Source organism: Marinobacter sp. (assembly GCF_033722195.1).
Lineage (GTDB): Bacteria > Pseudomonadota > Gammaproteobacteria > Pseudomonadales > Oleiphilaceae > Marinobacter.
Genome location: NZ_JAWVZL010000002.1, coordinates 1 through 24,243, shown reverse-complemented (window position 1 = coordinate 24,243; position 24,243 = coordinate 1). Strand labels below are relative to the sequence as shown.

Here is a 24,243-nt window from a genome sequence, read left to right as displayed (position 1 = left end):
TCAGGATTCTTACCACCGAATGGCCTCCCCATCGCCGTCCCAAAACCTGAAGCGTTTCGCCACCGACGAACCGGTCAGCGGTGTCAGTCCGCAGATTGCCGAGATCATCCAGGGCCTGCGGGTGCCCGATCTGCCATACCCCATCGGCAAGGTGGAGACGGCGGAGGTACCCGACTGGCGGCCTCTTCTGGAAGCCTGCTGGAACGAGCAGCGGGACGAGCCTGTAACCCACTTGTTGCGCTCGGTGTCGCTGACCTGGACGGTGAGCCAGGTCAATGCCGCTTACCTGGCGGACCGCATCATGGACGTGTTCCTGCGCACCTCCGGCCTGCATCCAGTGCTGGTGCAGCGGGTGGCGCGGCTGCGCTTCCTGCTGGCCTGGCGCATGGCGGCGAGTGGCTCCGAGTCCTTCGAGGACAGCATCCGGGCCTGGCTGGACAGCCTTGGGGACTGGCGCGGCTGGAGCGATTCCGGCGGCCGCTCGGCGCGGGCCCTGCTGGATCAGCTCGACACCATGGGCCGCGCCGTCAGTGAGAGTTTTGCGGGGAACAGTCTGGAGCCGTTTGAACGCTTCGCGGCAGACTGGCACCGGGAGGCGGAGCAGCGCCGCCAGCGTTCCGACAAGCTGCACCAGCGGCTGCTGGAAACCGAGCGTGGCGCCGCCCGCCAGCGCAAGGCCGAACACACGGCCCGGGCGTTGGTGGGCAGGGCGCTCAAGGGTCGCCAGTTACCGGAAGCCATCCTTATCTTCATCCTGGATACCTGGATGCCCCTATTGCGCCAGGCGGCCTGGAACAGCGGCACCGACAGCGACGACTGGCGCCATGCGGGCAAGCTGCTGGAGTGGCTGGTGTGGGTGGGTGACCCGGCCCTGTCCGACAGGGATCGGGATCGCCTCTATCATGTCGGTGAGCAGCTTGGCGACAAGCTCAATGACGTCTGGACCCGCATCCACCAGAAACCATTGCCGGAATCGGCTCTGGACTCTGTCACGGCGGAGTTGATGGCACGCCTTCGGGGCGAGGCGCCTAGCCTGGTGGCGGCCATTTCTCCGTCCCGGCCATTCTCCTACGACAGCCAGTGGCTCGGTCAGCCGGAAGTGGACAGTGATCGCCTGGCCGGGCTCACCGGCCACTGGTTTGTGGAAGGCGAGGGTGCCGGTGAGCAGCGGCGCTTTTTCCTGGGCCTACTGGCCGAGACCGGCGAAGTGCTCTGGACCAACGGCTTTGGCGTCAAACTGGCGGTCACGCCCTGGTCGGACCTGACTGCCGGCCTGGACAGCGGCGCCTACCGCCGCCTGCCGGAGCTCAACAGTTTTGGCGGTGTGCTGGGTGAAACCGTGTCGGCGCTGTCGCGGGTGCTCACCAGTCAGCGCCAGCAGCGTGAAAAGGCCGCTGCCGTGGCCAGAGCCAGGGCCGAAGAGCTGCGCCGGGCAAAGGAGCAGGCCGAGCTGCAGCGCCAGCAGGAAGAGGCCGTCAGGAAGGCGGAGCAGGCGCGCCAGCAGGCCGAAGCCGAGGCCCGGCGCCAGCAGGACGAGGCCGACGCCCAGCGCCGACTCGAGGCCGCGCGGCGGGCCGAGGCCGAGGCCCTGGTGAACGCCATCAAACTGGGCGGCTGGATTGTGCGGGAGGACGTCACCGACAGCACCAGCGACGTCCGGGCGGCGCAGCGACTGAAGCTGGCGGTGCGTCTGAACGCGACCCGCAAGCTGGTCTTCGTCGACCGCCTGGGCCTCAACCGGGTGGAGTTCCAGGTGTCCGAGCTGGTGGACCGGGTGCTGGCGGGTGAGATCCGGGTGTTGAACCAGTCCGCCGAATTCGATGACACCCTGACCCGGGTGGTGGGGCGCCTCCGGGTGGGCAAGAATCAATGAATAACAATAACAGGTGAACAACGGGACGCATCTATGAGTCAGCAGGATTACAGTTTTGGTGCCGAGGATCCTTTGGGCGTTGATCATGACCAGCGCACGGAATTCCGGCTGACCGGACGGGCCACGCTTCTTCTCGAGTTGGAGTCCCCGGAGCCGGGCGAGCCGCCGGCACCCGGCGCCCGTCTGGTATGCCACACCCACGACCTGTCGGTGAGTGGCGCCCGGGTATTCACCGACCAAGTCTTGCCCGTGGGCGCCCTGCTACCGGTTACCATTACCCTGGCCGGCGCCGGCGGCAGCCACGAGCTGATGGTGGATGTGATCTGGTGTGAGCCAAGGGAAGGGCGCTGGGCCTCGGGCCTGAAGGTGATCCCCTCCGACGACAGCAGCTACATCGACTGGGTGGACGCCATGGCCCGCGCCATGGTCCAGGACTGAACGAAAAGGCCCCGTCATGCGGGGCCCTTGAATCACTGACGTTGGCGGATGTCCTACTCTTCCAGGGCCGCCATGGCGGTGATGTTGAAGCCGCCGTCCACGTAGAGAATCTCGCCGGTCACGCCGCTGGCCATATCCGAACACAGGAAGGTGGCACTCTTGCCCACGTCCTCGATGGTGATGTTGCGGCCCAGCGGTGCGCGTTTCTCGTTCCCCGCCAGCATCTTGCGGAAGCTCTTGATACCGGAGGCCGCCAGGGTGCGGATCGGACCCGCCGAAATGCCGTTGACCCGCACGCCCATGCCACCCAGGCTGACCGCCATGTAGCGCACATTCGCCTCCAGGGAGGCCTTGGCCAGGCCCATGACGTTGTAGTTGGGCAGCACCTTCTCGGCACCCAGGTAGCTCAGGGTCAGCAGCGCACCGTTTTCCCGCAGCATGGGCTTGGCGGCCTTGGCCAGCGCCACGAAACTGTAGGAACTGATGTCGTGGGCAATCTTGAAGCCCTCACGGGTGGTGACGTCCACGTAGTTGCCGTTGAGTTCGTGACCGGGGGCAAAACCCACGGCGTGCACGATGATGTCGATGCCGTCCCAGTGCTTGCTTAGTTCGGTAAAGACATTTTCAATTTCTTCGTCGCTGGCCACGTCACAGGGGAAGGTGAGTTCGCTGCCCCAGTCCTTGGCAAAGCCTTCCACACGGCCTTTCAGCTTCTCGTTCTGGTAGGTGAAGGCCAGCTCCGCGCCCTCCTGGTGGAAAGCCTCGGCGATGCCGGCGGCGATGGAGAGCTTGCTGGCAACGCCAACAATCAGTGCGCGTTTACCGCTGAGTAATCCCATGTCTCGTTCTCCCTTGTGCTGGATTTGGCGCCATTATCCCCGAACCGGTCCGGCCCGGGTAACGCTCAATTGGTCGTAGCCCGGGCCCGCTCAGGCCCCCGGTGCCCCTTGTTCGTCCTGGTAATACAGGGCGGCACTGAGCAGCGTTCGGGTGTAGTCGGCCCGGGGCCGCTCAAACACCTCCCGGGCGTCGCCATACTCCACCACCTGGCCGTCCTTGAGCACCAACAGCTTGTGACTGAGCGCGCGAACCACCGCCAGGTCGTGGCTGATGAAGATATAGCTTAGCTGATATCGCTGCTGGAGCTGGGCCAGCAGCTCGATGACCTGTTTCTGTACCGTGCGGTCCAGCGCCGAGGTGGGCTCGTCCAGCAGGATCAGCTCCGGCTGCAGCACCAGGGCGCGGGCAATGGCGATGCGCTGGCGCTGGCCGCCGGAAAACTCGTGGGGGTAGCGGTGCCGGGTGTCCGGGTCGAGCTGGACGTCCTTCAGGGCCTGGATGACCTTGGCGTCGTGGCTCTCGGGGCTGCCGGGCTCATGGATCTCCAGGCCTTCCCGGATGATTTCGGCGACGGACATGCGGGGACTGAGACTGCCGAAAGGGTCCTGGAAAACGATCTGGATGCGGCGCCGGAAAGGCCGGAACTGGCGCTGGTTCAGGCCTGCCAGCTGGGCGCCCTGGAAATCGATGCGGCCCTCGCTGGCGGTGAGCTTGAGCAGCGCATGGCCAATGGTGGTCTTGCCGCTGCCGCTCTCCCCCACGATGCCCAGGGTTTCGCCCCGTCCGACCTGGAAGGCCACATCGCGAACCGCGTGGAATGCCCGCCGGGTTCGGCCCAGCACGGATTTCTTGAGGACAAACCGGACGTTCAGGTCGGCAACTGCCAGCAGCGCCTCGGGCGTGCCGGCCGGCGCCGGCGGCTGGGCGGGCGGCTCCGCGTCAAGCAGCTTGCGGGTGTACGCGTGGCGGGGCTGACTGAACAGGCTGGCGGTGTCGGCCTGTTCCACGATCACGCCCCGTTCCATCACCGCGACCCGATCCGCATAGCGCCGGACAATGGTCAGATCGTGGGTAATCAGGATGATGGCCATGCCCAGCTTGCGCTGCAGAGAGCCCAGCAGCTCCAGCACCTGTTTCTGGACGGTGACATCCAGCGCGGTGGTGGGCTCGTCGGCAATCAGGATGTCGGGCTCGTTGGCCAGCGCCATGGCAATCATGACCCGCTGTTTCTGGCCACCTGACAACTGGTGCGGATAGCTGTTCAGACGTTGTTCCGGCGCGCCAATGCCCACAAGCTCCAGTAGCTCCAGGCACCGCCGGCGGGCCTGCGGACCGCGCATGCCACGGTGCAGGGCGAGGGTTTCGCTGATCTGCTTTTCCACGGTGTGAAGCGGATTCAGCGAGGTCATGGGCTCCTGGAAGATCATGCCGATGCTGCGGCCCCGGATCTGCCGCAGGCGCTTGTCCGGGACTGTCAGCAGATCTTCGCCCTGATAACGGATACTGCCGCTGGGGTAGGACACCAGTCGTTCATTCAGCAGCCGCAGCACCGACAGCGCCGTGACCGACTTGCCGGAGCCGCTTTCCCCCACCAGGGCCAGGGTCTCGCCCTTGTCGAGGCTCAGGGACACATCCCGCACCACCGGCTCGTTGGCGCCGAAGGCGATGGTGAGGTTGTCGATGCTCAGCAGCTTGCTCATGTCAGGCCTTCCTCGGGTCGAAGGCATCACGGACCGCTTCGCCCACGAACACCAGCAGTGTCAGCATCACCGCCAGGCTGACGAAAGCAGAGATGCCCAGCCAGGGCGCGTGCAGGTTGGTCTTGCCCTGGGCGATCAGCTCGCCCAGGGAGGGCGAGCCGGAGGGCAGGCCGAAGCCCAGGAAGTCCAGTGAGGTGAGGCCGGTGATGGCGCCGGTCAGGATAAAGGGCACAAAGGTCAGGGTGGCCACCATGGCGTTGGGCAGGATGTGGCGGAACATGATCTTGCGGTTGCCGAGCCCCAGCGCGCGGGCGGCCTTGACGTATTCGAAGTTGCGGGCCCGCAGGAATTCCGCCCGCACCACGTCCACCAGGCCCATCCAGCTGAACAGCAGCATGATGCCCAGCAGCAGCCAGAAGGTGGGTTGCACGATGCTGGACAGGATGATCAGCAGGTAAAGCGCCGGCAGCCCGGACCAGATCTCGATGAAGCGCTGGCCGAACAGGTCCACCTTGCCGCCGTAGAAACCCTGGATGGCGCCGACGATCACCCCCACCAGGCAGCTGAGGATGGTCAGGGTAAGACCGAACAGCACCGAGATCCGGAAGCCGTAGATCACTCGTGCCAGCACGTCGCGGCCCTGGTCGTCGGTGCCCAGCCAGTTGACGGTGGAGGGCGGCGCCGGTGACGGCTTGTCGAGATCGTAATTGATGGTGTCGTAGCTGAACGGGATCGGCGGCCACAAGATCCAGCCGTTGGCCTCGATCTCCTCCCGGATAAAGGGGTCACGGTAGTCTGCCTCGGTGGGCAGGAAGCCGCCGAAGGTTTCCTCCGGGATGCTCTGGACCACCGGGAAATAGAGCTGATCCTGATACTGCACCACCAGGGGTTTGTCGTTGGCCAGCAGTTCGGCGATCAGCGACAGGCCAAACAGCGCCAGGAACAGCCAGAGCGACCAGTATCCCCGGCGGTTGGCGCGGAAATTGGCCAGGCGACGCTGCTGGATGGGGGAGAGTGCCGGCATGCGCATATCAGCTCTCCCGGCTCTCGAAGTCGATACGGGGATCCACCAGCACGTAGGTGATGTCGCTGATCAGCTTCAGCACCAGGCCCATCAGGGTGAAAATATAGAGGGTGCCGAAGATCACGGGGTAATCCCGGTTCAGCGCCGCCTCGAAGCCCAGCAGGCCGAGGCCATCCAGGGAGAAGATCACCTCGATCAGCAATGAACCGGTGAAGAACAGCGCCACCAGAACGCCCGGCAGGCTGGCGATAACAATCAGCATGGCGTTGCGGAAGACGTGGCCATAGAGCACCTGGCGCTCCTCAAGGCCCTTGGCGCGGGCAGTAACCACGTACTGCTTGCCGATCTCGTCGAGGAAGGAGTTCTTGGTGAGCAGGGTGAGGGTGGCGAAGCCGCCGATCACATTCGCGGTAACCGGTAGCGCCAGATGCCAGAAGTAGTCGGCGATCTGCTGGTACCAGGGCATGTCCTCCCAGCCCGGCGAGGTCAGCCCCCGGAGCGGGAAAATGTCGAAGTAACTGCCGCCGGCGAACAGCACGATCAGCAGGATGGCAAACAGGAAGCCGGGTATGGCGTAGCCCACCACGATCAGCGAACTGGTCCAGACGTCGAAACGGCTGCCGTCGGTCACGGCCTTGCGGATGCCCAGGGGTATGGAGATCAGGTAGATGATCAGGGTGGACCAGAGCCCCAGGGAAATGGACACCGGCATCTTGTCCAGGATCAGCTCCACCACGGTGCGGTCGCGGTAGAAGGACTCTCCGAAATCGAAGGTGGCGTAGTCCCCCAGCATCTTCAGGAAGCGTTCGTGGGCCGGCTTGTCGAAACCGTACATCACTTCCAGTTCCTTCAGCAGCTCCGGCGGTATGCCGCGCTCGCCGCGACTCTCGCCGGTGGCGACCTCGTCACCGCCACCACCGCCGGTGGCACGGCTCAGGGCGCCGCCGCCATGACCTTCCATTTCGGCGATCAGCTGCTCGATGGGGCCGCCGGGCGCCGCCTGCACAATGACGAAGTTGAGCAGCATGATACCGATCAAGGTGGGAATGATCAGCAGCAGGCGTCGAAGGATGTAGCCACCCATGGATCAGACGGTCTCCCTGGCTTGCGATACGGAAAAGCTGCGGGAAGGCGTCAGGGCCGGGCCCACCAGTTGCTCAGGTCGGTACCGTTCTTGGGCACCACCTCGGGTCTTGCCAGCTTGTTCCAGTAGGCGATGCGATCCACGTTGAGGAACCATTGGGGCACCACGTAGTGGCCATGGAGCAGGACCCGGTCCAGGGCCCGTACCCGGTGCACCAGCTCCTGCCGGCTGGTGGCCTGGATCAGCAGGCTGATGAGCTCGTCCACCACCGGGTCGTTGACGCCCATGTAGTTGCGGGAGCCATTGACGTTGACGTTGTCGGAGTGCCAGTAGTCCCGCTGCTCGTTGCCGGGGGAGTCGGACTGGGGGATCACCTGGGTGATCATGTCGAAGTCGAAACTCCGTACCCGCTGGATGTACTGGTTGGTGTCGATCAGCCGCACGTTCACCTTGATGCCCAGCTTCTCCAGGTTGGCGGCAAAGGGCAGCACGATGCGCTCGAAATTCTTCTGCGCCAGCAGGATCTCGAAGGTCAGCGGCTCGCCGGTGGCGGTGTTGACCATGATGCCATCCTTGATGGCGTAGCCTGCCTGGCGCAGCAGCCCAAGGCCGGTGCGCAGGTTGTCCCGCAGGCTGGTGTCGCCGGTGGTGGAGGGCACGGTGTAGGGTTCAGTGAATACCTCTGCGGGTAACCGGTCGCGGAAGGCCTCCAGCACCCGCAGTTCACCGCCTTCCGGCAGGCCGCTTGAGGCCAGTTCACTGTTCTCGAAATAGCTGTCGGTGCGCCGGTACTGGCCGTAGAAGAGATTGCGATTGGCCCAGTCGAAATCAAACGCATAGGCGATGGCGCGCCGTACCAGGGGGTCCTTGAATTGTGACCGGCGTGTGTTGAAAACGAATGCCTGCATACCTACCGGCCGGTCGTGCTCCAGTTCCTCGGTCGTGGCGCGGCCGTCATGGAACTGCTCGCCGGTATAAGCGGTGGCCCAGTTCTTGGCGGAAGATTCCAGGCGGAAATCGTAGTTGCCGGCCTTGAACGCCTCCAGCGCCACGGTGTCATCGGTGTAGTACTCGTAGCGAATGGCGTCAAAGTTGTAACGGCCTTTGTTGACCGCCAGGTCCCGCGCCCAGTAGTCCTCAACCCGCTGGTAGGTCACCGAACGGCCGGCCTCGAAATCACCAATACGGTAGGGGCCACTCCCCACCGGCGGGGTCAGACCGCTTTCGGTGAATTCCCGGTCCTGCCAGTAATGTTTTGGCAGGATCGGAAGCTGGCCCAGGATCAGCGGCAGTTCCCGGTTGTCGGTCTCGCCGAAGTCGAACCGCACCCGTTGCGGGTCGATCACCGTAACCTTGGATACCTCGGCGTAATAGTTGCGGAACAGCGGGTGGCCCTCGGTGGTGAGGATCTTGAAGCTGAAGGCCACATCCTCGGCGGTGATGGGCTTGCCGTCCTGGAACCGGGCCTCGTCCCGCAGCTTGAAGATCACGTAGCTGCGGTCTTCCGGTGTTTCAATGGACTCGGCGATCAGACCATAGGCGCTGAAGGGCTCGTCGTCGGAGGACACCATCAGGGTGTCGTACACGTAGGTGCTGACATCCGCGGCCGCGACGCCCCGGATCACGAACGGGTTGAAGGAGTCAAAACCATTGGCCACCACCGCCAGACGCAGGGTGCCACCCTTTGGGGCCTCGGGATTGACGTAGGCGAAGTGCTCGAAATCTGCGGGATAGGCCGGGTCACCGTACATGGCGATGCCGTGTCGGGGTTCCGTTTCGTCCTGGGCCATCACGGCGGGTGCCGAGACCAGCGAAACAGACAGAATGGCGCCGGCCACGGCAGAGGTAAGGGTTCGGAAATCGGGCATTGAAGTCATGGGTCTCGCTTGTCTCTGATTATTGTTTCAGCCGCTCCCAAAACTCACCGCCCCGTGACGCCGGGTCCCTCAGGGGCTGGTGCGAATATCCACGTAGAGTACCAGACTTTGTCCTGGCTGCAGATAACGGGCGGTGTTGAGGTCGTTCCAGCTTGCGATGTCGCTTACCGCGACGGAAAAACGGTTGGCGATGGCCGCCAGGGAGTCGCCCCGGCGCACGCGATAGCCCAATTTTCGCACCATCTTTTTGTCCCGGAGGCTGGTGGCAGCCTTGGCGTAGGTGGGCGCCTTCGACCAGACCACCAGCTCCTTGCCGGGAATCAGCGGGTCCCCCGGCGCCATGCCGTTCCAGGATGCCAGCTCCCTGACGCTGACCTTATGCTCCCGGGCAATGTCCCAGAAGGTATCGCCGGCGCGAACGGTATGTTCCACCCGGCTGCCGTCGCTGCCACGGCCGCCGCTGGCCTGTTTACGGGCCAGCCGCTGGGAGGCGCTGAGGGCATACTCGGTATTGCCGTTGCGGGCGGTGGGTATCAGCAGTTGATCGCCCACCCGGATCAGGTTGCCGCGGATGTTGTTGACCTCCTGCAGCACCGAGGGCGTGGTATTGAACTTGCGGGCGATGCGGATGAGGCTGTCGCCTGCGACCACTTTGTAGTTCTGCCAGGCCACCCGGGAATCCGGATCAATGGCGGCCAGGCCCTGCCGGAACTGCTCGGCATTGGCCACCGGCACCAGCAACCGGTGCGGCCCCGCCGGTGAGGTGGCCCAGCGGTTAAAAGAGGGGTTCAGCAGGTAGATCTCGTCGATGTCCACGCCGGCCAGATCAGCCGCCTGGGCCAGATCAATCTGTGAGCCGATGTCCACCACCTCGAAATAGGGCTGATCCGGGAACTCCGGCAGGGTGATGCCGTAGGCCTCGGGGTTCTCGAAAATCTTCGCCAGGGCAATCAGCTTGGGAACATAGGCCCGGGTTTCCCGGGGCAGGTCCAGCGCCCAGTAATCGGTCGGCTCGCCACGGTTGGCGTTACGCCGGATGGCCTTGGAAACCGTGCCGCCACCGCTGTTGTAGGCGGCCAGGGCCAGAGTGAAGTCGCCGTCAAAACGGTCACTCAGGCGCTCCAGGTAATCCAGGGCAGCATCGGTGGAGGCCAGGATGTCGCGGCGCTCGTCATGCCACCAGCTCTGGCTGAGGCCAAAATACTTGCCGGTGGACGGAATGAACTGCCACATGCCGGCGGCCCGGCCATGGGAATAGGCAAAAGGATCGAAGGCGCTTTCCACGATGGGCAGCAGGGCCAGTTCTCCGGGCAGGCCACGGCGCTCCACTTCATTGACGATGTGGTACAGGTAGCGGCTGCCCCGTTCCACCACGCGGTTGATGTACTTGGGGTGACGGCTGTACCAGCTCAGCTGCTGCTGGACCCGGCGGTTATCGACGCTGCGGTCCATGGCGTAGAGCCCCCGCAGGCGGTCCCAGAGTTCCGGTTCGGTTCCCACGGCCGGGTCCTGGTCGGTACCACTGGCGTTCAGGCGCTCCCTGGCCTTGCGGGCCTGGAACTTCAGGGTGGGGTCGATGGCGGTATCCAGCTGGGCGTCAGCGGCGCCGTCGGCTTCGTCTGCCGCAACCGCTCGCTTGAGACGGTCGTCTCCGGCAGCCACGGTGACCCGTTCGGAGGCAAGCAGCTCTTCTTCGGTGGGCTTTTCAGTGGCGGCTTTGGCGGTGTCGTCGGCGGAATCGAACATGCCGAGGGAGGAACAGCCACTGAGAAGCGCAGCGAAGGAGAGGGCGGTGATACTTCGTACCGTCATAACGAGATCCGGGTGAGGGGGCGGACGTCCGATTGACTCCCAGACCCCGGTGGTATTGGAACGTGTCGCGACACGCTGCAAGCGGCTCGGAACACCTCAGGATTCTAGGTGAAGCGATTTCAGAGGGTCAAGATACTTGAGGTTACGGCACCGACACCTTCTGTATCATCGCCAGTGCCCTGTCCGAGGGAGCCTAGAAATGGTCCTTGCCATGTCGGACCGCGGCAAACACGCCGTTATCATCGCTGGCATCCAGGTTATGCCGGCGGGCATAAATACGGGCCTGCTCCACGACCGCCGGATCGTCCCAGCGCAGGAACGGATTGAGGGACTTCTCCTGGCCGATGCTGGAGGGCACGGTGGGCCTGTCCTGGTCGCGAAGCTCCCGGCAGCGGCTCTCGAAGCGGGCAAGGCCGTCATCGTCCGGTAGCCAGTGGCGGGCAAACTTCAGGTTGGCCAGGGTGTACTCGTGGGCACAGTAGACCGCGGTGGTTTCCGGCAGCGAGCGCAGACTGGCCAGGGATTCGCGCATCTGGGATGCACTCCCCTCGAACAGTCGGCCGCAGCCACAGACAAAAAGGGTGTCCCCGCAGAACAGCACTTCCGCGTCGTCGACCTGGCTGTCGCTGTAGAAGGCAATATGATCCAGGGTGTGACCCGGCACCGCCATCACCGAAAACTCCATATCCTGCCACACCACCGTGTCGCCGGGGTGCACCTGGCTGGTGACATCGGTAAAGGGAGAATCCGCGGGCCCCACCACCCGTTCGGGCTGGTGGCTTTTCCGCAGGCTTGCGACGCCGCCGGTATGATCCGGGTGATGGTGGGTGATCAGGATGGTATCCAGGGTGAGGCCTTCGCGCTCCAGGTGGTCTGCCACAGGCTGGGCCTGGCCCGGGTCCACGATCAGCGCCTTGCCGGTGTCCGGATCGGCAAGACACCAGATGTAGTTGTCGGTGAAGGCCGGAATCGGCGTAATGGTGCGCATGGAAAACCCCGCGTGTGCCGGAACGAATGTGCCTGTTATCATAGTGGATTAAAGCCCGACCGCCCAATGGGCGGGGGTAAACGGTGCCGGGGCTGTCACGGCTTCCGGCTTTACCCATGGGAGTGCCCGGTCAGGAAATGGTGATGAGCCGTCCCGGAAGTGTGGATTACCCGCAGCGCCACGCGGACTTCGAACACTGGTTCCAGACGCCACTGGGTCGCGCCCTGCTGGCGGACCAGCGCTGCTGTGTCGACCATTTGGTGGCGCCCCTTACCGGTGCCCGGCAACTGCATGTGGGGGTCAGTCACCGGCTGCCGCTGGCCAGTGGCAGCGACTTCAGCCAGCGCATCACCAGTACACCGCACTGGCAGAGCGATCTGCCCGATGGCGTCGTGGTGTGCGACGCCGACGAGCTGCCGTTCCCAAGCGAGTCCATGGACCTGGTGATCATGCACCACAGCACGGATTTCTCGGCCTTTCCCCATCAGGTGGTGCGGGAGGCGTCCCGGGTCCTGCGGGGTGGCGGCCAGCTGCTGATCCTCGGATTCAATCCCATCAGTCTCTGGGGCCTGCGCAAGTTCCTTTTCCGTCATCGCAGTGGTCCATGGGGCGGCCGCTTCATGATGCGCTCGCGGATGGAGGACTGGCTCAGTCTGCTGGATTTTCAGGTGGAGTCCTCCCGCAGTCACTTTTTGCGGCCGCCGCTGCAACGGGCGGCGGACCTCAGGCTGGGGCTGGGGCAGCGATTGGCAGGCACCCGGTTTCTGCCAATTGGCGCCTATTACTGTATCCTTGCCAGCAAACGCGTCTGCGCCCCCATCCGCAAGCAGCGGGGCTGGCGGCGCCCCAATGTGGTGGCCTTGCCCGCCGGCCCCATTGGCGCATCCCGGGGCTATCAGCAGGGGTGCCCCCGGACTCCAGAACAGGAAACAAGATGACCGGAAATGTCGTGCTCTACACCGATGGCGCCTGCAAGGGCAATCCTGGCCCTGGCGGATGGGGTGTCGTGCTGCGCTATGGCGATGCCCTGAAAAAACTGCACGGCGGCGAGCGCAACACCACCAATAACCGGATGGAACTGGTGGCTGCCATCGAGGGTCTCAGGGCCCTCAAGCGCCGCTGCGTGGTGGATCTCTACACCGATTCCCAGTATGTCCGCAAAGGCATAACCGAGTGGATGTCGAACTGGAAGAAAAACGGCTGGAAGACCTCCGCCCGTAAGCCGGTCAAGAACGACGACCTCTGGCGGGCCCTGGACGAGCAGGTGCAGCGCCACGAGATCCGCTGGCACTGGGTGCGGGGCCACAGTGGCGTGCCCGACAACGAGCTGGCGGACCAGCTGGCCAACCAGGGCGTGGAAGAACTGGCGGGCGCACACTGAGCGCGGCCCCACGAAAGAGCAGGAACCGAACAATGCGACAGATCATACTGGACACCGAAACCACCGGCATAGACCCCTCCCAGGGGCATCGGATTATCGAAATCGGCTGCGTCGAGGTCATGGAGCGCCAGCTCACCGGGCGCCACTACCATGTCTACATCAACCCCGAGCGGGAAGTGGAGGCGGAAGCCATTTCGGTGCACGGCATCACCAATGAGTTCCTGAAGGACAAGCCCCTGTTCCGGGACGTGGCGGATGAGTTCTTCGAATTCATCAAGGGCGCGGAGCTCGTCATCCACAACGCTGCCTTTGATGTGGGCTTCATGGACGCCGAGTTCGCCCGCCTCAAGCCGGTGCGGGTCACCGCCGAACACTGCGGTATTGTCGATACCCTGGCCATTGCCCGCAAGAAGCACCCTGGCCAGAAGAACAACCTGGACGCCCTGTGCAAGCGCTACGGTGTGGATAACAGCAACCGTGAGCTCCACGGAGCCTTGCTGGACGCCGAGATCCTCGCGGACGTGTACCTGCTGATGACTGGCGGCCAGACCGCGCTGTCGTTGGACGCCGGCAGTGGCGATGGCGAGGACGGTGTCGCCAGTATCCGCCGCCTGCCGGCAGACCGGCGCCCGCTTCGTGTGGTGCGCGCGACGGACCAGGAAGTCCAGGCCCATCAGGCCTTGCTAGAGGTGGTAGCGGCTGCCGGCGGCCAGGCGCTGTGGCGTTCTCTCGATGGTCATGCCGACGGCTCCGGGGCCCACGCGCAACGCACCGAAGGCTGACCCTTTCCCGCCGCTGAGAAGCAGTTCCCGCTGTACGTTTCGTTACAGTTGCGGTTTCTTGAGCAACTTGAGTTTTGTGTTATAAGTAATGGTTAGTTCGCCAATTTTCAGGACAGGGCGGGGCTCGCCGGGTGCGCCCCGCCGGCCCGGCAGGGGTCCCGAGCCATTGGCAACCCGAGCGGTGGATTGCCCCAGGTGGTGCCGGTGAAACGCGGGCAGAGTCGTCACCTGTAAGCGAGCAAAGGGAAGCGGTACTCTCCGCACAGTCAACGGGAAGCGTCATTCTATGGTTCAATCGTCTATCGCGACGAAGTCACAGTCGTTTGACCTGGTCAAGGCCGAGATCGAGCAGACCATCCGCCATGCCGAAGCCAGCCTTGAGCGTTTCCAGGAGAACCGCGAAAGCGGGGAGGACCTCCAGAACTGCGTCGATTTCCTGAACCAGCTGCGGGGTATCTTTATCCTGGTGGAACTGCGGGGCGGCACCCTGCTTTGCCAGGAAGCCGTGACCATGGCCAACGATGTGCCGGTCGGCGCCAACGACGATAAGAACATCCTGCTCACCACCCTGAACGGTGCCCTGTTCATCCTCCGGCGCTATGTGGAGTACTACCACCAGCAGCGCGCCGACCATCCCGAATTGTTGCTGCCCATCATCAATGACCTGAGGGAGGCCCGGAAGGAAAAGCCCTATCCCGAGTCGGTGTTCTTCGACATCGACAGCAAGCGTCGGCCAGATGCCTGCGCGCTGCTTACTTTGCCGGCGGTGGAGGGCAACGAGGCCGACTACGAAGTTTACGCCCGGCGCATGCGGCTGATGTACCAGGTGGCGCTGTTGGGGGTGCTGCGGGAACGCAACGACCTCGTCAACAAGAAGCTGCTGGCCCGCGCCGCACGCGGCTTTGCCCGGCTCTGCGACGGCGCCCCGATGGGACAGATGTGGTGCCTGCTGGCCATAACCGCGGAAACCCTGCTGGACCGCTCCATGGTGTTCGGCAAGGCCCGCAAGCGGATGCTGATGCGGATCGAGAAGTACACCCGGGAAATCGTCTACGTGGGCAAGGTGGCCACCAGCAAGGATGCGCCGGACTCCATCTTCAAGGACCTCATCTACATTCTCTACCGCAGCGGCTCTGCCAACCCGGAGGTGCTGAACATCCTCAGCGCGTATCAGCTGGCGCCGGCGGAATTCCCCGAATCCATGCTGGAGGTGCATCGCAAGCGGCTCTACGGCCCGGGTGCGGACGTGCTGAAGTCACTGTCGGACGCGCTGCAGGATGAGCTCAACCAGCTCAAGGACAAACTGGACATCATCGAGCGCGGTATCGAGCCGGACATCAGCGAGCTGGCCAATATTGCCGAATCCCTGGAGCGCCTGGCCAACACCCTGCTGATGCTGGACCTGGTCCAGCTGGCGGGCCTGGCCCGGGGAGAGGGCGCCAAACTGCGGGGCTGGGAGGCGGAGAAGCGACTGCCCAACGATGCCGAGCTGTTCGAGCTGGCGGACGCGGTACTCAGCATCGAGGATGCCGCCATGCAGATCGTCAGCCGGGGCATTACCTCGGAGACCGACGCTCTGGCCCAGGCCAAGGGCAAGCAGTCGGAAGCCTCACTCTACCTGCGGGAGGCCCTGATCGTTGTGGCGGACGAGGCCCGCGCCGCGCTTACCCTGGCCAAGCGGGCCATCACCGCGTTCATGGAATCCGACTACGACAAGCTTCACCTGGCCAACCTGCCGGCCACCCTACACAGCATCTGGGGCGGCTTTATCCTGATGGATGACCAGCCGGCCGCCGATGTACTGGCCCGGGTCGGGGCGTCCATCCAGGACAAGCTGCTGGATCAGAAGGAACCACCGGCCATGGCGGTGCTGGAGGCGCTGGCGGATGCGCTGACCTCACTGGAATACTACATCGAGAGCATCGGTACCCGTGACGAGCGTAACCTGGATCTGCTGAAGCTGGCGGAGTCGTCGCTGGACGACGTCGGCCTCTGACATTTTCACCCGGATACAAAAAAGCCTCTGGCCTTTCGGGTCAGAGGCTTTTTTATTCGGCCCGGGAAATCAGTCCAGGGTGAACAGCTCGCCCAGCTTGGTGGCCAGCATCATGTCGCCTTCAGCGCGCAGCTGACCGGCCATGAATGCCTGCATGCCGTCGGTCTCGCCGGACACGATGCCTTCCAGGGTTTCGGAATTCATGATCAGGGTAACGGAGGGATCGTCGTGGTCGCCCTCAACCAGCTTGCAGCTGCCGTCGTTGATGATCAGGTGGTAGTTCTGGTCGTCTTCGATGTTGAACTGGAACACCAGGTCCAGGCCTTTCGCCGCGTCCGCGTTGAAGTTCTTTTCCAGCTTTTCAAATACCTGAGCTACAGACATTATGTGTACCTTTTTAATGTGTGTCTTGGGCTTGGTTGGCCGTGTACCGGTCTGCCGGGCGCTGGGCGCCGGCTAAGCCATTCGACTTTAGGGGCAGGGCAAGGCAGTGTCAAGCTCGATCGAACGCTTGTTTTAATTCTGTCCCAATCCGCTTTATCGCCCGTTAGAGACGCTTCCCCACAAGTCCGTCATCCGCCGATCCGGCCCGGTTTGCCGGCACCGTGGCCGACAGCGCTTGTGCCGGCCACTGCCTCGGTTACAATCAGGCCTCCCATAGATTTTCCAACTGGAGACTGGCATTGGAATTTTTAACCGAATTCGGATTGTTCGTTGCCAAGGCCGTGACACTGGTGGTGGCGATACTCGTTGTGGTCAGCGCCCTCATGGCGGCCGCCCACAAGCACAAGGGCGGTGACGAGGGCGACGGCGAGCTCAGGGTGCGCCGCCTCAATGACGGCTACCGCAAGCTGCAGGAGACGGTGCGCGCCCGCATTCTGGGAGCAGAGGCCCGCAAGGCCTGGGAGAAGGCCAGGAAGAAAGAACATAAGGCCGAGCAAAAAGAGGAGAAGAAAAAAGCCAAGCTCCACGCCGAGGACCCCGAGCCCAGCCACCGGCCCCGGGTATTCGTGCTGGATTTCGATGGCGACATCAAGGCCAGCGCCACCGACTCCCTGCGCAAGTGCATCACCGCGGTGCTCGGGGTTGCCGACAGCCAGCGTGACGAAGTGGTGATCCGGCTGGAGAGCGGCGGTGGGCTGGTGCACTCCTACGGCCTGGCCGCGGCCCAACTGGATCGTATCCGCAGCAAGGACCTTGCGCTGACGGTCTGCGTCGACAAGGTGGCCGCCAGCGGCGGCTACATGATGGCCTGTGTGGCCGACAGGATCGTGGCCTCACCCTTTGCCATCCTGGGTTCCATCGGTGTGGTGGCACAGCTGCCCAATTTCCATCGCCTGCTGAAGAAGAACGAGATTGACTTCGAAGTGCTGACAGCGGGGGAGCACAAACGTACCCTGACAGTATTCGGGGAGAACACCGAAAAGGGCCGCAAGAAGTTCCTTGAGGACCTGGAGGACACCCACGGTCTGTTCAAGGACTACGTCTCCGAGCGCCGCCCCGGTCTTGATATGACCGCCGTGGCCAACGGGGATATCTGGTTTGGCCGGCGGGCCCTGGAGGTGAAGCTGATCGACGAGATCAAGACCTCCGATGAGTACCTGATTGATGCCTGTGAGCGGGCGGACGTGGTGGCCATTTCCTATGAGCGCAAACGGTCACTGCCGGAAAAGCTGGGCCTGGCGGCCAGCGGTGCCCTTGAGCATACCGCGTTGCGGTTGCTGAGTATGTTCCGGAACCAGCGCATGCAGTAGCCTGGCGGCGACCGGAAGCCCGGCCCCCGTCCCTTTCACTGACCGAAGGATGATCACCATGACAGAAACAACCGAGTATCAGGCCTGGCGGGTGCACGAGAAAGACGGCAAGTACGTCGGCGCGGAAGAAACCCTCAGTACCGACGACCTGCCGGACAACGACGTTCTGATCCGTGTCAGCCATTCCTCGCTGAACTACAAGGACGCCCTGTCCGCCGCCGGCAATAAGGGTGTAACACGCAGCTTCCCCCATACCCCGGGCATCGATGCCGCCGGTGAGGTGGTGGCAAGCAAATCGGGCAACCCCACCCTGGGGCAGAAAGTCTTGGTGACTGGTTACGATCTGGGCATGAATACCCCCGGTGGTTTCGGCGAGTATATCCGCGTGCCGTCCGGCTGGTGCGTGCCCATGCCCTCGGCCTGGAGCGCCCATACCGCCATGATCTACGGCACCGCAGGTCTGACCGCCGGTCTCTGCGTGGACAAACTGCTGCGCATGGGCCTCAAGCCGGAGCAGGGCAAGGTGGTGGTCACCGGGGCCAGTGGCGCCGTCGGCACCGTGGCGGTGGAGCTGCTGGCCAAGCTGGGCTACGAGGTGGTGGCTATCAGCGGCAAGGACAAACAGCACGGCGAGCTCAAGAAGCTGGGTGCCAGCGAGATTCGGGGGCGCAACGAGCTGGACCACGAAAAGAAGCCCCTGGTTCGGCCGGAATTCGCAGGTGCCGTGGACACCGTCGGCGGCGGCGCCCTGGCGGAGCTGCTCAAGCGCATCCAGCCTGGCGGTTCGGTAGCCTGCTGTGGGCTGGTGGCCGGCACCGAAGTCCAGACCACGGTGCTGCCGTTCATCCTGCGGGGGGTCAACCTGCTGGGTGTGGATTCGGTGGAGATCCCGGCCGCCGAGAAACAGGCGATCTGGGACAAGCTCAGCGGCCCCTGGCGCTGTGCCAAGACCGAGGCCAGTGCGAGGGATATCGGGCGCTCCGGGCTGGACGACGCCCTCAAGGCGTTTCTGGCGGGCGACTCCCACGGCAAGATCGTGCTGGATCACAGCCGCTAGGGTGTTTTCCGGCCACAAAAAATCGGCGGCTCCCGGTGAGAGCGGGTGCCGCCGTTTTTTTTGCCTTGGTCAGCGCTGGCTCAGGAGGCGCGGCGCCGGAACAGGGGCTGGTCGGTGTCGGTGGCGGCCTGGTAGGCCTGGCTGAAGAAGTTCAGGCAGTGAGCCGCCAGCTTGATGTCCTTGTCCGGGCGCAGGGCGTAGCTGTCAAAGCCGCAGCGCTTCATGAACTGGAGCTGGTCCAGCAGCACGTCACCCACGGCCCGCAGTTCGTTGCGGTAGCCGTAGCGCTCCCGCAGCAGACGGGCGGTGCTGTAACCGCGGCCGTCGGTGAACTTGGGGAAATTGACCGCGATGATGGGCAGCTCGTTGACGTGCTCCGCCAGCATGCCGGGCTCGTCATGGCTTTCCAGCCACACGCCGATATCCTGGCGGCCCTTGTAGTGCTCGTAGCCGGCCAGCCAGAGATCGGCCGGAATCAGGGCCGGACCTTCCGGTAACTGCAGGCCTTCACCTTCCTCAGGCCGGGAGATCAGGGTCCACTGGTCCGGCTTGATGTCGCCGTCACGGGTAATGATGTCAGGCATAGACACGCTCCTTGAACGGATCAATTCCGATGCGGCGATAGGTATCGAGGAAAGGCTCTTCCTCCGTGCGGTTCTCCACGTAGACATCCAGGATCTTGGCGATCACGTCCGGCATGTCTTCACGGGCAAAGGACGGCCCCAGGATCTTGCCGATGGATGCGTCCCGCTGTGACGAGCCGCCCAGGCTGATCTGGTAGAATTCCTCGCCCTTCTTGTCCACGCCCAGCACGCCGATGTGACCCACGTGGTGGTGACCACAGGCGTTCATGCAACCGGAGATGTTGAGGTCGATGTCCCCCAGGTCGTAGACGTAATCCAGGTTGTCGAACCTGCGCTGGATGGATTCCGCCACCGGGATGGACTTGGCGTTGGCCAGGGCGCAGTAGTCGCCGCCGGGGCAGCAGATCACATCGGTCAGGGTGTTCAGGTTGGCGGTGGCAAAGCCCAGCGGCTTGAGGGCCTGCCAAAGCTCGAACAGGGCGTCCTGGCGTACATCCGCCAGCACCACGTTCTGCTGGTGGGTGACCCGGGCCTCGCCAAAGCTGTACTTGTCCGCCAGATCCGCGATCTGCTCCAGATGACGGTCGGACACATCGCCCGGCGGCACGCCGGTCTTCTTTACCGTCAGGGTGACGATGGCGTAGCCGGGCTTCTTGTGCTCATCCACATTGCGCTTGACCCAGTTGTCGAAGGCCTTGCTGTCGCTGCGGGCCTGCACCAGCGCCGGCGGGTTGTCTTCGAGCGCTTCGTAGGGCGGCTCGGTGAAATAGCGCTGGATGTTCTCGATGGCCTCCCGGGTCAGACGGGTGGGGGAGTCTTTGAGATGAGCCCACTCGGCTTCCACTTTTTCGGCAAAGCCTTCCGGGGTCAATGCCTTCACCAGGATCTTGATGCGCGCCTTGTACTTGTTGTCCCGGCGGCCATAGCGGTTATAGACCCGCAGGATGGCCTCCAGGTAGGTGAGCAGGTCCAGCTCCGGCAGGAACTCCCGGATGACCGGACCCACCATCGGAGTCCGGCCCAGGCCACCGCCGACGTGCACGCGGAAGCCCAGCTCGCCGGCGTCGTTGCGCACCATCTCCAGGCCGATATCGTGAACCTGGGTGGCGGCCCTGTCGGTATGTTCGGAGGCGTTCACCGCCACCTTGAACTTGCGGGGCAGGAAGGCGAATTCCGGGTGGTAGGTAGACCACTGGCGGATGATTTCGCAATAGGGCCGCGGGTCGACGATTTCATCGGCCTGGGCGCCGGCAAACTGGTCGGTGGTGGTGTTGCGGATGCAGTTACCGCTGGTCTGGTTGGCGTGCATCTCCACTTCCGCCAGTTCCGCGAGGATGTCCGGCACATCCTCGATCGCCGGCCAGTTCAGCTGGACATTCTGACGGGTGGTGAAATGGGCGTAGCCCTTGTCGTAGTCCCGGGTGATGCGGGCCAGACGACGCAACTGCTCGGAGCGCAACATGCCGTAGGGCACACAGATGCGCAGCATCGGCGCCAGGCGCTGGACGTAGAGCCCGTTCTGCAGTCGCAGCGGCAGAAATTCGTCTTCCGCCAGGTCGCCCGCCAGGGCGCGATCGGTCTGGTGGCGGAACTGGGCGACGCGTTCAGCAAGGATTTGCCGATCGTGTTCGTCGTAAACGTACATAGTGCGAATTCCTGATCAGAAGGTCGTTGGGTCGCTGTCACCGGTAAGTTCGCTGGGCCAGTGCGCGCAAGGGTTGCACGTCCGGCGCGATGGTGGCAACGATACCAGTTTGCCCTTATGCGTAAAATGATTCTTTCTAAATATCGTAATTACATTTAGTGCTTAAAAGCGGCTAGAAGTTTGGCGGCAACCTGCCTAGTCTAGTAGCTGCTTCAAAACTGATTTTAAAACAAAAACCGAGGAATCCCCATGAGCAAGAGTAATCTCAGCGACAGCCAGGTTGATGCGTTGGCCGCCATTGCGCTGGTCGGGCTGGTCGTGCTTGCCGGCGTGATCTGGGTCGCCGGTCAGTAAGGTCCTGGTTAGGCCGGCGCTACTGGCCGGCCAGTACCCAGTTTACGATCAGTATCAGGGTCACCACAAAACCGGCGGTGAACAGAATGCCGCCGATGATATAGGGCCAGGGACTGCCGCTCTCGAAATCCTCCCGATGCCGGTGGCTCGACTGCACCCCCAGCGCGCCGGCAAGAATGCTCTGCATGATTTTCAGAAGTCCGGGCCTGCGCCGTTGCCGGGCGCTGCCGTCGGATTTTTCCTGGCGCTGCTGATGCGCCGGGGTATCGTTGGACTGTCTGTTCTCCGCCAAGGCGCGTCTTCCTCTGTCTTGATCTGTGGCGACCGGGCCTTACTCGGCCGGGTCGTAGGCCAGGCTGGGGGCAAGCCAGCGTTCAGCTTCTGCCACCGACTGGCCCTTGCGCCCAGCGTAATCCTGGACCTGGTCTTTGCCAATCTTGCCGACGGCGAAATACTTCGACTGCGGATGGGCGAAATACCAGCCTGACACCGCCGCCGCCGGGTACATGGCGAAATGCTCGGTCAGCTCCAGGCCGGCGTTGTCAGGGGCCTGCAGCAGGTCGAACAGGGTGGCTTTCTCGGTATGATCGGGGCAGGCCGGGTAGCCCGGCGCCGGCCGGATACCCTTGTAGCGCTCCTTGATGAGGTCCTCGTTAGGCAGGGCCTCCTCCGGATCGTAGCCCCAGAGCTCCTTGCGCACCCGCTCGTGCAGGTGCTCGGCGAAGGCCTCCGCCAGACGGTCCGCCAGGGCCTGCACCATGATGGCGTTGTAGTCGTCGTTGGCGTCCTTGAACTCCCTCGCGAACTCGTCGGCGCCGATGCCGGTGGTGACGGCAAAGCCACCGATGTAGTCACAACGGTCCGCGGTCTCCGGCAGCAGGAAGTCCGACAGCGCCATCATCGGCTTGCCGGGCGCCTTTTCATCCTGCTGTCTGAGATGGTGCAGCACGGTAAGCTCGGCACTGCGGGGCTCGTCGGTCCAGACCACCACATCGTCACCGCGACGGTTGGCGGGCCAGAAGCCCACCACGCCCCGGGCGGTCAGGCGCTTCTCGTCGATGATGCGCTTCAGGATCACCTGGGCATCGTTGAACAGGGTGCGGGCGGCATCGCCGCGCTTGGGATCGTCGAAGATGGCGGGATACTTGCCGGACATGTCCCAGGAAATGAAGAAGGGACTCCAGTCGATATAGTCCAGCAGCAGGTTGAGGTCGTAGTCGTCGAACCGCTTCAGGCCGGTAAAGCTGGGGCGGACCGGGTTGAAGTCCTTGAAATCAACATCGGGCGCCCGCTCGCGGGCCTCGCCCAGGGACACCAGCTTGGTGCGCTCGCCGCGGTTCTTGCGGCGCTCACGGATCTCGTCGTATTCGGCACGGGCCGCTTCCACCAGGGCCGGTTTCGCGGTCTTGCTCAGCAACTGGCTGGCGACGTTGACACAGCGTGAGGCGTCGGACACGTACAGCGCCATGTCGTTCTTGTACATGGGCTCGATCTTGACCGCGGTATGGGCCTTGGAGGTGGTGGCGCCGCCAATCATCAGCGGAATGTGGAAATCCAGCCGCTGCATCTCCCGGGCGACGTGTACCATTTCGTCCAGGGACGGGGTGATCAGGCCACTGAGGCCGATGATGTCCACCTTGTGCTTGCGGGCCGCCTCCAGGATCTTGTCGCAGGGCACCATCACCCCCAGGTCGATGACCTCGTAGTTGTTGCACTGCAGCACCACGCCGACGATGTTCTTGCCGATATCGTGGACATCACCTTTCACCGTGGCCATCAGGATCTTGCCCTTGGCCTGCTGCTCACCGGTCTTCTCCGCCTCGATGTAGGGTATCAGGTGGGCCACCGCCTGTTTCATGACCCGGGCGCTCTTGACCACCTGGGGCAGGAACATCTTACCGTCGCCGAACAGGTCGCCCACCACGTTCATGCCGTCCATGAGCGGGCCTTCGATCACCTCGATGGGCCGTTCGGCCCGCTGCCGGCAGGCTTCGGTGTCCTCAATGATATAGGTGGTAATGCCTTTGACCAGAGAGTGCTCCAGGCGCTTCTCCACCGGCCATTCCCGCCAGGCCAGGTCTTCCTCGCGGGTCTTGCCGCCCTTGCCCTTGTAGCGCTCCGCCAGCTCCAGCAGGCGGTCGGTGGCGTCGTCCCGGCGGTTGAGGACCACGTCCTCCACCGCTTCCTTGAGCTCCGGCTCGATCTCGTCGTAGATCACCAGCTGGCCGGGGTTGACGATGCCCATGTTCATGCCGGCCTTGATGGCGTAGTAGAGGAACACCGAGTGGATGGCTTCCCGCACCACGTCGTTGCCCCGGAACGAGAAGGACACGTTGCTGACGCCGCCGGAGATGGAGGCGTGGGGCAGGTTGTCCCGGATCCAGCGGCTGGCGTTGATGAAATCCACCGCGTAGTTGTTGTGTTCCTCGATGCCGGTGGCAATGGCAAAGATATTGGGGTCGAAGATGATGTCCGCCGGATTGAAGCCGATGCCCACCAGCAGGTCGTAGGAACGCTTGCAGATTTCGATCTTGCGGTCGTAGGTGTCGGCCTGGCCCTGTTCGTCGAACGCCATGACCACCACGGCCGCGCCGTAGCGCATGCAGTCCCGGGCACGCTTGAGGAATTCCTCCTCGCCCTCCTTGAGGCTGATGGAGTTGACCACCGCCTTGCCCTGGATGCAGCGCAGACCGGCCTCGATCACCTCCCATTTGGAAGAATCGATCATCAGGGGAACCCGGGAGATATCCGGCTCGGAGGCCACCAGGTTGAGGAAGGTCACCATGACCTCCTTCGAATCCAGCATGCCCTCGTCCATGTTGATGTCGATGATCTGGGCGCCGTTCTCGACCTGGTCCCGGGCCACGCTCAGGGCTTCCTCGTACTGCTCTTCCTTGATCAGACGCAGGAAACGCTTGGAGCCGGTGACGTTGGTGCGTTCACCCACGTTAATGAACAGCGTGTTCTCATCACCGGTGAAGGGCTCCAGGCCGGACAGGCGCAGTGCGGCCTTGGGCTTGGGAATCTTCCGGGGCGGGTATTTGGCAACCGCCT

The 24,243-nt window shown here is 63.5% G+C and carries 20 protein-coding genes; 8 read left to right on the top strand and 12 right to left on the bottom strand.

Features of this window, described 5'->3' with window-relative positions; all coding sequences use genetic code 11:
• Window positions 1–19 precede the first annotated feature (19 nt).
• Together R3280_RS00620 and R3280_RS00615 are read left to right on the top strand one after the other, a co-directional pair.
• The gene (locus R3280_RS00620; RefSeq protein ID WP_318996631.1) at window positions 20–1,873 is read left to right on the top strand and encodes a DUF1631 family protein; all 1,854 of its coding nucleotides are present in this window, start codon (window positions 20–22) and stop codon (window positions 1,871–1,873) included.
• Window positions 1,874–1,906: 33 nt separating this feature from the next.
• The gene (locus R3280_RS00615) at window positions 1,907–2,311 is read left to right on the top strand and encodes a PilZ domain-containing protein (protein WP_318996630.1); all 405 of its coding nucleotides are present in this window, start codon (window positions 1,907–1,909) and stop codon (window positions 2,309–2,311) included.
• Between the two features lie 53 nt (window positions 2,312–2,364).
• On the opposite strand, the gene R3280_RS00610 is transcribed toward R3280_RS00615, so the two are convergent.
• From R3280_RS00610 to gloB, 7 genes are all read right to left on the bottom strand, one after another.
• The gene (locus tag R3280_RS00610) at window positions 2,365–3,150 is read right to left on the bottom strand and encodes an enoyl-ACP reductase (RefSeq protein WP_318996629.1); all 786 of its coding nucleotides are present in this window, start codon (window positions 3,148–3,150) and stop codon (window positions 2,365–2,367) included.
• 90 nt (window positions 3,151–3,240) lie between these two features.
• Entirely contained in the window at window positions 3,241–4,851 is a 1,611-nt protein-coding gene (locus R3280_RS00605) for an ABC transporter ATP-binding protein (RefSeq protein WP_318996628.1), read from the bottom strand.
• A 1-nt stretch (window position 4,852) separates the two neighbouring features.
• Window positions 4,853–5,875, bottom strand: coding sequence for an ABC transporter permease (locus tag R3280_RS00600; RefSeq protein WP_318996691.1), 1,023 nt, complete (start codon window positions 5,873–5,875; stop codon window positions 4,853–4,855).
• A gap of 7 nt (window positions 5,876–5,882) precedes the next feature.
• The gene (locus R3280_RS00595) at window positions 5,883–6,959 is read right to left on the bottom strand and encodes a microcin C ABC transporter permease YejB (RefSeq protein ID WP_318996627.1); all 1,077 of its coding nucleotides are present in this window, start codon (window positions 6,957–6,959) and stop codon (window positions 5,883–5,885) included.
• A 50-nt stretch (window positions 6,960–7,009) separates the two neighbouring features.
• Window positions 7,010–8,836, bottom strand: coding sequence for an extracellular solute-binding protein (locus tag R3280_RS00590; RefSeq protein WP_413468722.1), 1,827 nt, complete (start codon window positions 8,834–8,836; stop codon window positions 7,010–7,012).
• Between the two features lie 69 nt (window positions 8,837–8,905).
• Window positions 8,906–10,648, bottom strand: a complete 1,743-nt coding sequence (locus R3280_RS00585; RefSeq protein ID WP_318996626.1) for a LysM peptidoglycan-binding domain-containing protein — start codon at window positions 10,646–10,648, stop codon at window positions 8,906–8,908.
• Between the two features lie 193 nt (window positions 10,649–10,841).
• Window positions 10,842–11,636, bottom strand: coding sequence for a hydroxyacylglutathione hydrolase (gene gloB / locus R3280_RS00580; RefSeq protein WP_318996625.1), 795 nt, complete (start codon window positions 11,634–11,636; stop codon window positions 10,842–10,844).
• A 143-nt stretch (window positions 11,637–11,779) separates the two neighbouring features.
• Here gloB and R3280_RS00575 point away from each other — a divergent pair, with 143 nt between their 5' ends.
• From R3280_RS00575 to R3280_RS00560, 4 genes are all read left to right on the top strand, one after another.
• Entirely contained in the window at window positions 11,780–12,574 is a 795-nt protein-coding gene (locus R3280_RS00575) for a class I SAM-dependent methyltransferase (protein WP_318996624.1), read from the top strand.
• Complete coding sequence (gene rnhA / locus R3280_RS00570; protein WP_318996623.1) at window positions 12,571–13,017, top strand: ribonuclease HI; 447 nt, start codon at window positions 12,571–12,573, stop codon at window positions 13,015–13,017. The genes R3280_RS00575 and rnhA overlap by 4 nt, the downstream gene beginning before the upstream one ends.
• A gap of 32 nt (window positions 13,018–13,049) precedes the next feature.
• Complete coding sequence (gene dnaQ, locus R3280_RS00565; RefSeq protein WP_318996622.1) at window positions 13,050–13,799, top strand: DNA polymerase III subunit epsilon; 750 nt, start codon at window positions 13,050–13,052, stop codon at window positions 13,797–13,799.
• 286 nt (window positions 13,800–14,085) lie between these two features.
• Entirely contained in the window at window positions 14,086–15,795 is a 1,710-nt protein-coding gene (locus tag R3280_RS00560; protein ID WP_318996621.1) for a chemotaxis protein, read from the top strand.
• Window positions 15,796–15,864: 69 nt separating this feature from the next.
• On the opposite strand, the gene R3280_RS00555 is transcribed toward R3280_RS00560, so the two are convergent.
• Window positions 15,865–16,179: an SCP2 sterol-binding domain-containing protein gene (locus R3280_RS00555; RefSeq protein WP_318996620.1), complete on the bottom strand. Its 315-nt coding sequence runs from the start codon at window positions 16,177–16,179 to the stop codon at window positions 15,865–15,867.
• Between the two features lie 299 nt (window positions 16,180–16,478).
• Here R3280_RS00555 and sohB point away from each other — a divergent pair, with 299 nt between their 5' ends.
• Window positions 16,479–17,549 carry a protease SohB gene (gene sohB, locus R3280_RS00550; protein WP_318996619.1) on the top strand — a complete coding sequence of 357 codons (1,071 nt, stop codon included), beginning with the start codon at window positions 16,479–16,481 and terminating at the stop codon, window positions 17,547–17,549.
• A gap of 58 nt (window positions 17,550–17,607) precedes the next feature.
• Window positions 17,608–18,606, top strand: a complete 999-nt coding sequence (locus R3280_RS00545) for a YhdH/YhfP family quinone oxidoreductase (RefSeq protein WP_318996618.1) — start codon at window positions 17,608–17,610, stop codon at window positions 18,604–18,606.
• An 80-nt stretch (window positions 18,607–18,686) separates the two neighbouring features.
• Here R3280_RS00545 and R3280_RS00540 read toward each other — a convergent pair whose 3' ends face one another.
• The 4 genes from R3280_RS00540 to metH form a co-directional block, all read right to left on the bottom strand.
• Window positions 18,687–19,190, bottom strand: a complete 504-nt coding sequence (locus R3280_RS00540; protein WP_318996617.1) for a DUF934 domain-containing protein — start codon at window positions 19,188–19,190, stop codon at window positions 18,687–18,689.
• Window positions 19,183–20,835, bottom strand: a complete 1,653-nt coding sequence (locus R3280_RS00535) for a nitrite/sulfite reductase (RefSeq protein WP_318996616.1) — start codon at window positions 20,833–20,835, stop codon at window positions 19,183–19,185. The genes R3280_RS00540 and R3280_RS00535 overlap by 8 nt, the downstream gene beginning before the upstream one ends.
• A gap of 373 nt (window positions 20,836–21,208) precedes the next feature.
• The gene (locus tag R3280_RS00530) at window positions 21,209–21,481 is read right to left on the bottom strand and encodes a DUF2970 domain-containing protein (protein WP_318996615.1); all 273 of its coding nucleotides are present in this window, start codon (window positions 21,479–21,481) and stop codon (window positions 21,209–21,211) included.
• Between the two features lie 39 nt (window positions 21,482–21,520).
• A partial coding sequence (gene metH, locus R3280_RS00525) for a methionine synthase (RefSeq protein WP_318996614.1) occupies window positions 21,521–24,243 on the bottom strand: 2,723 nt, incomplete at its 5' end.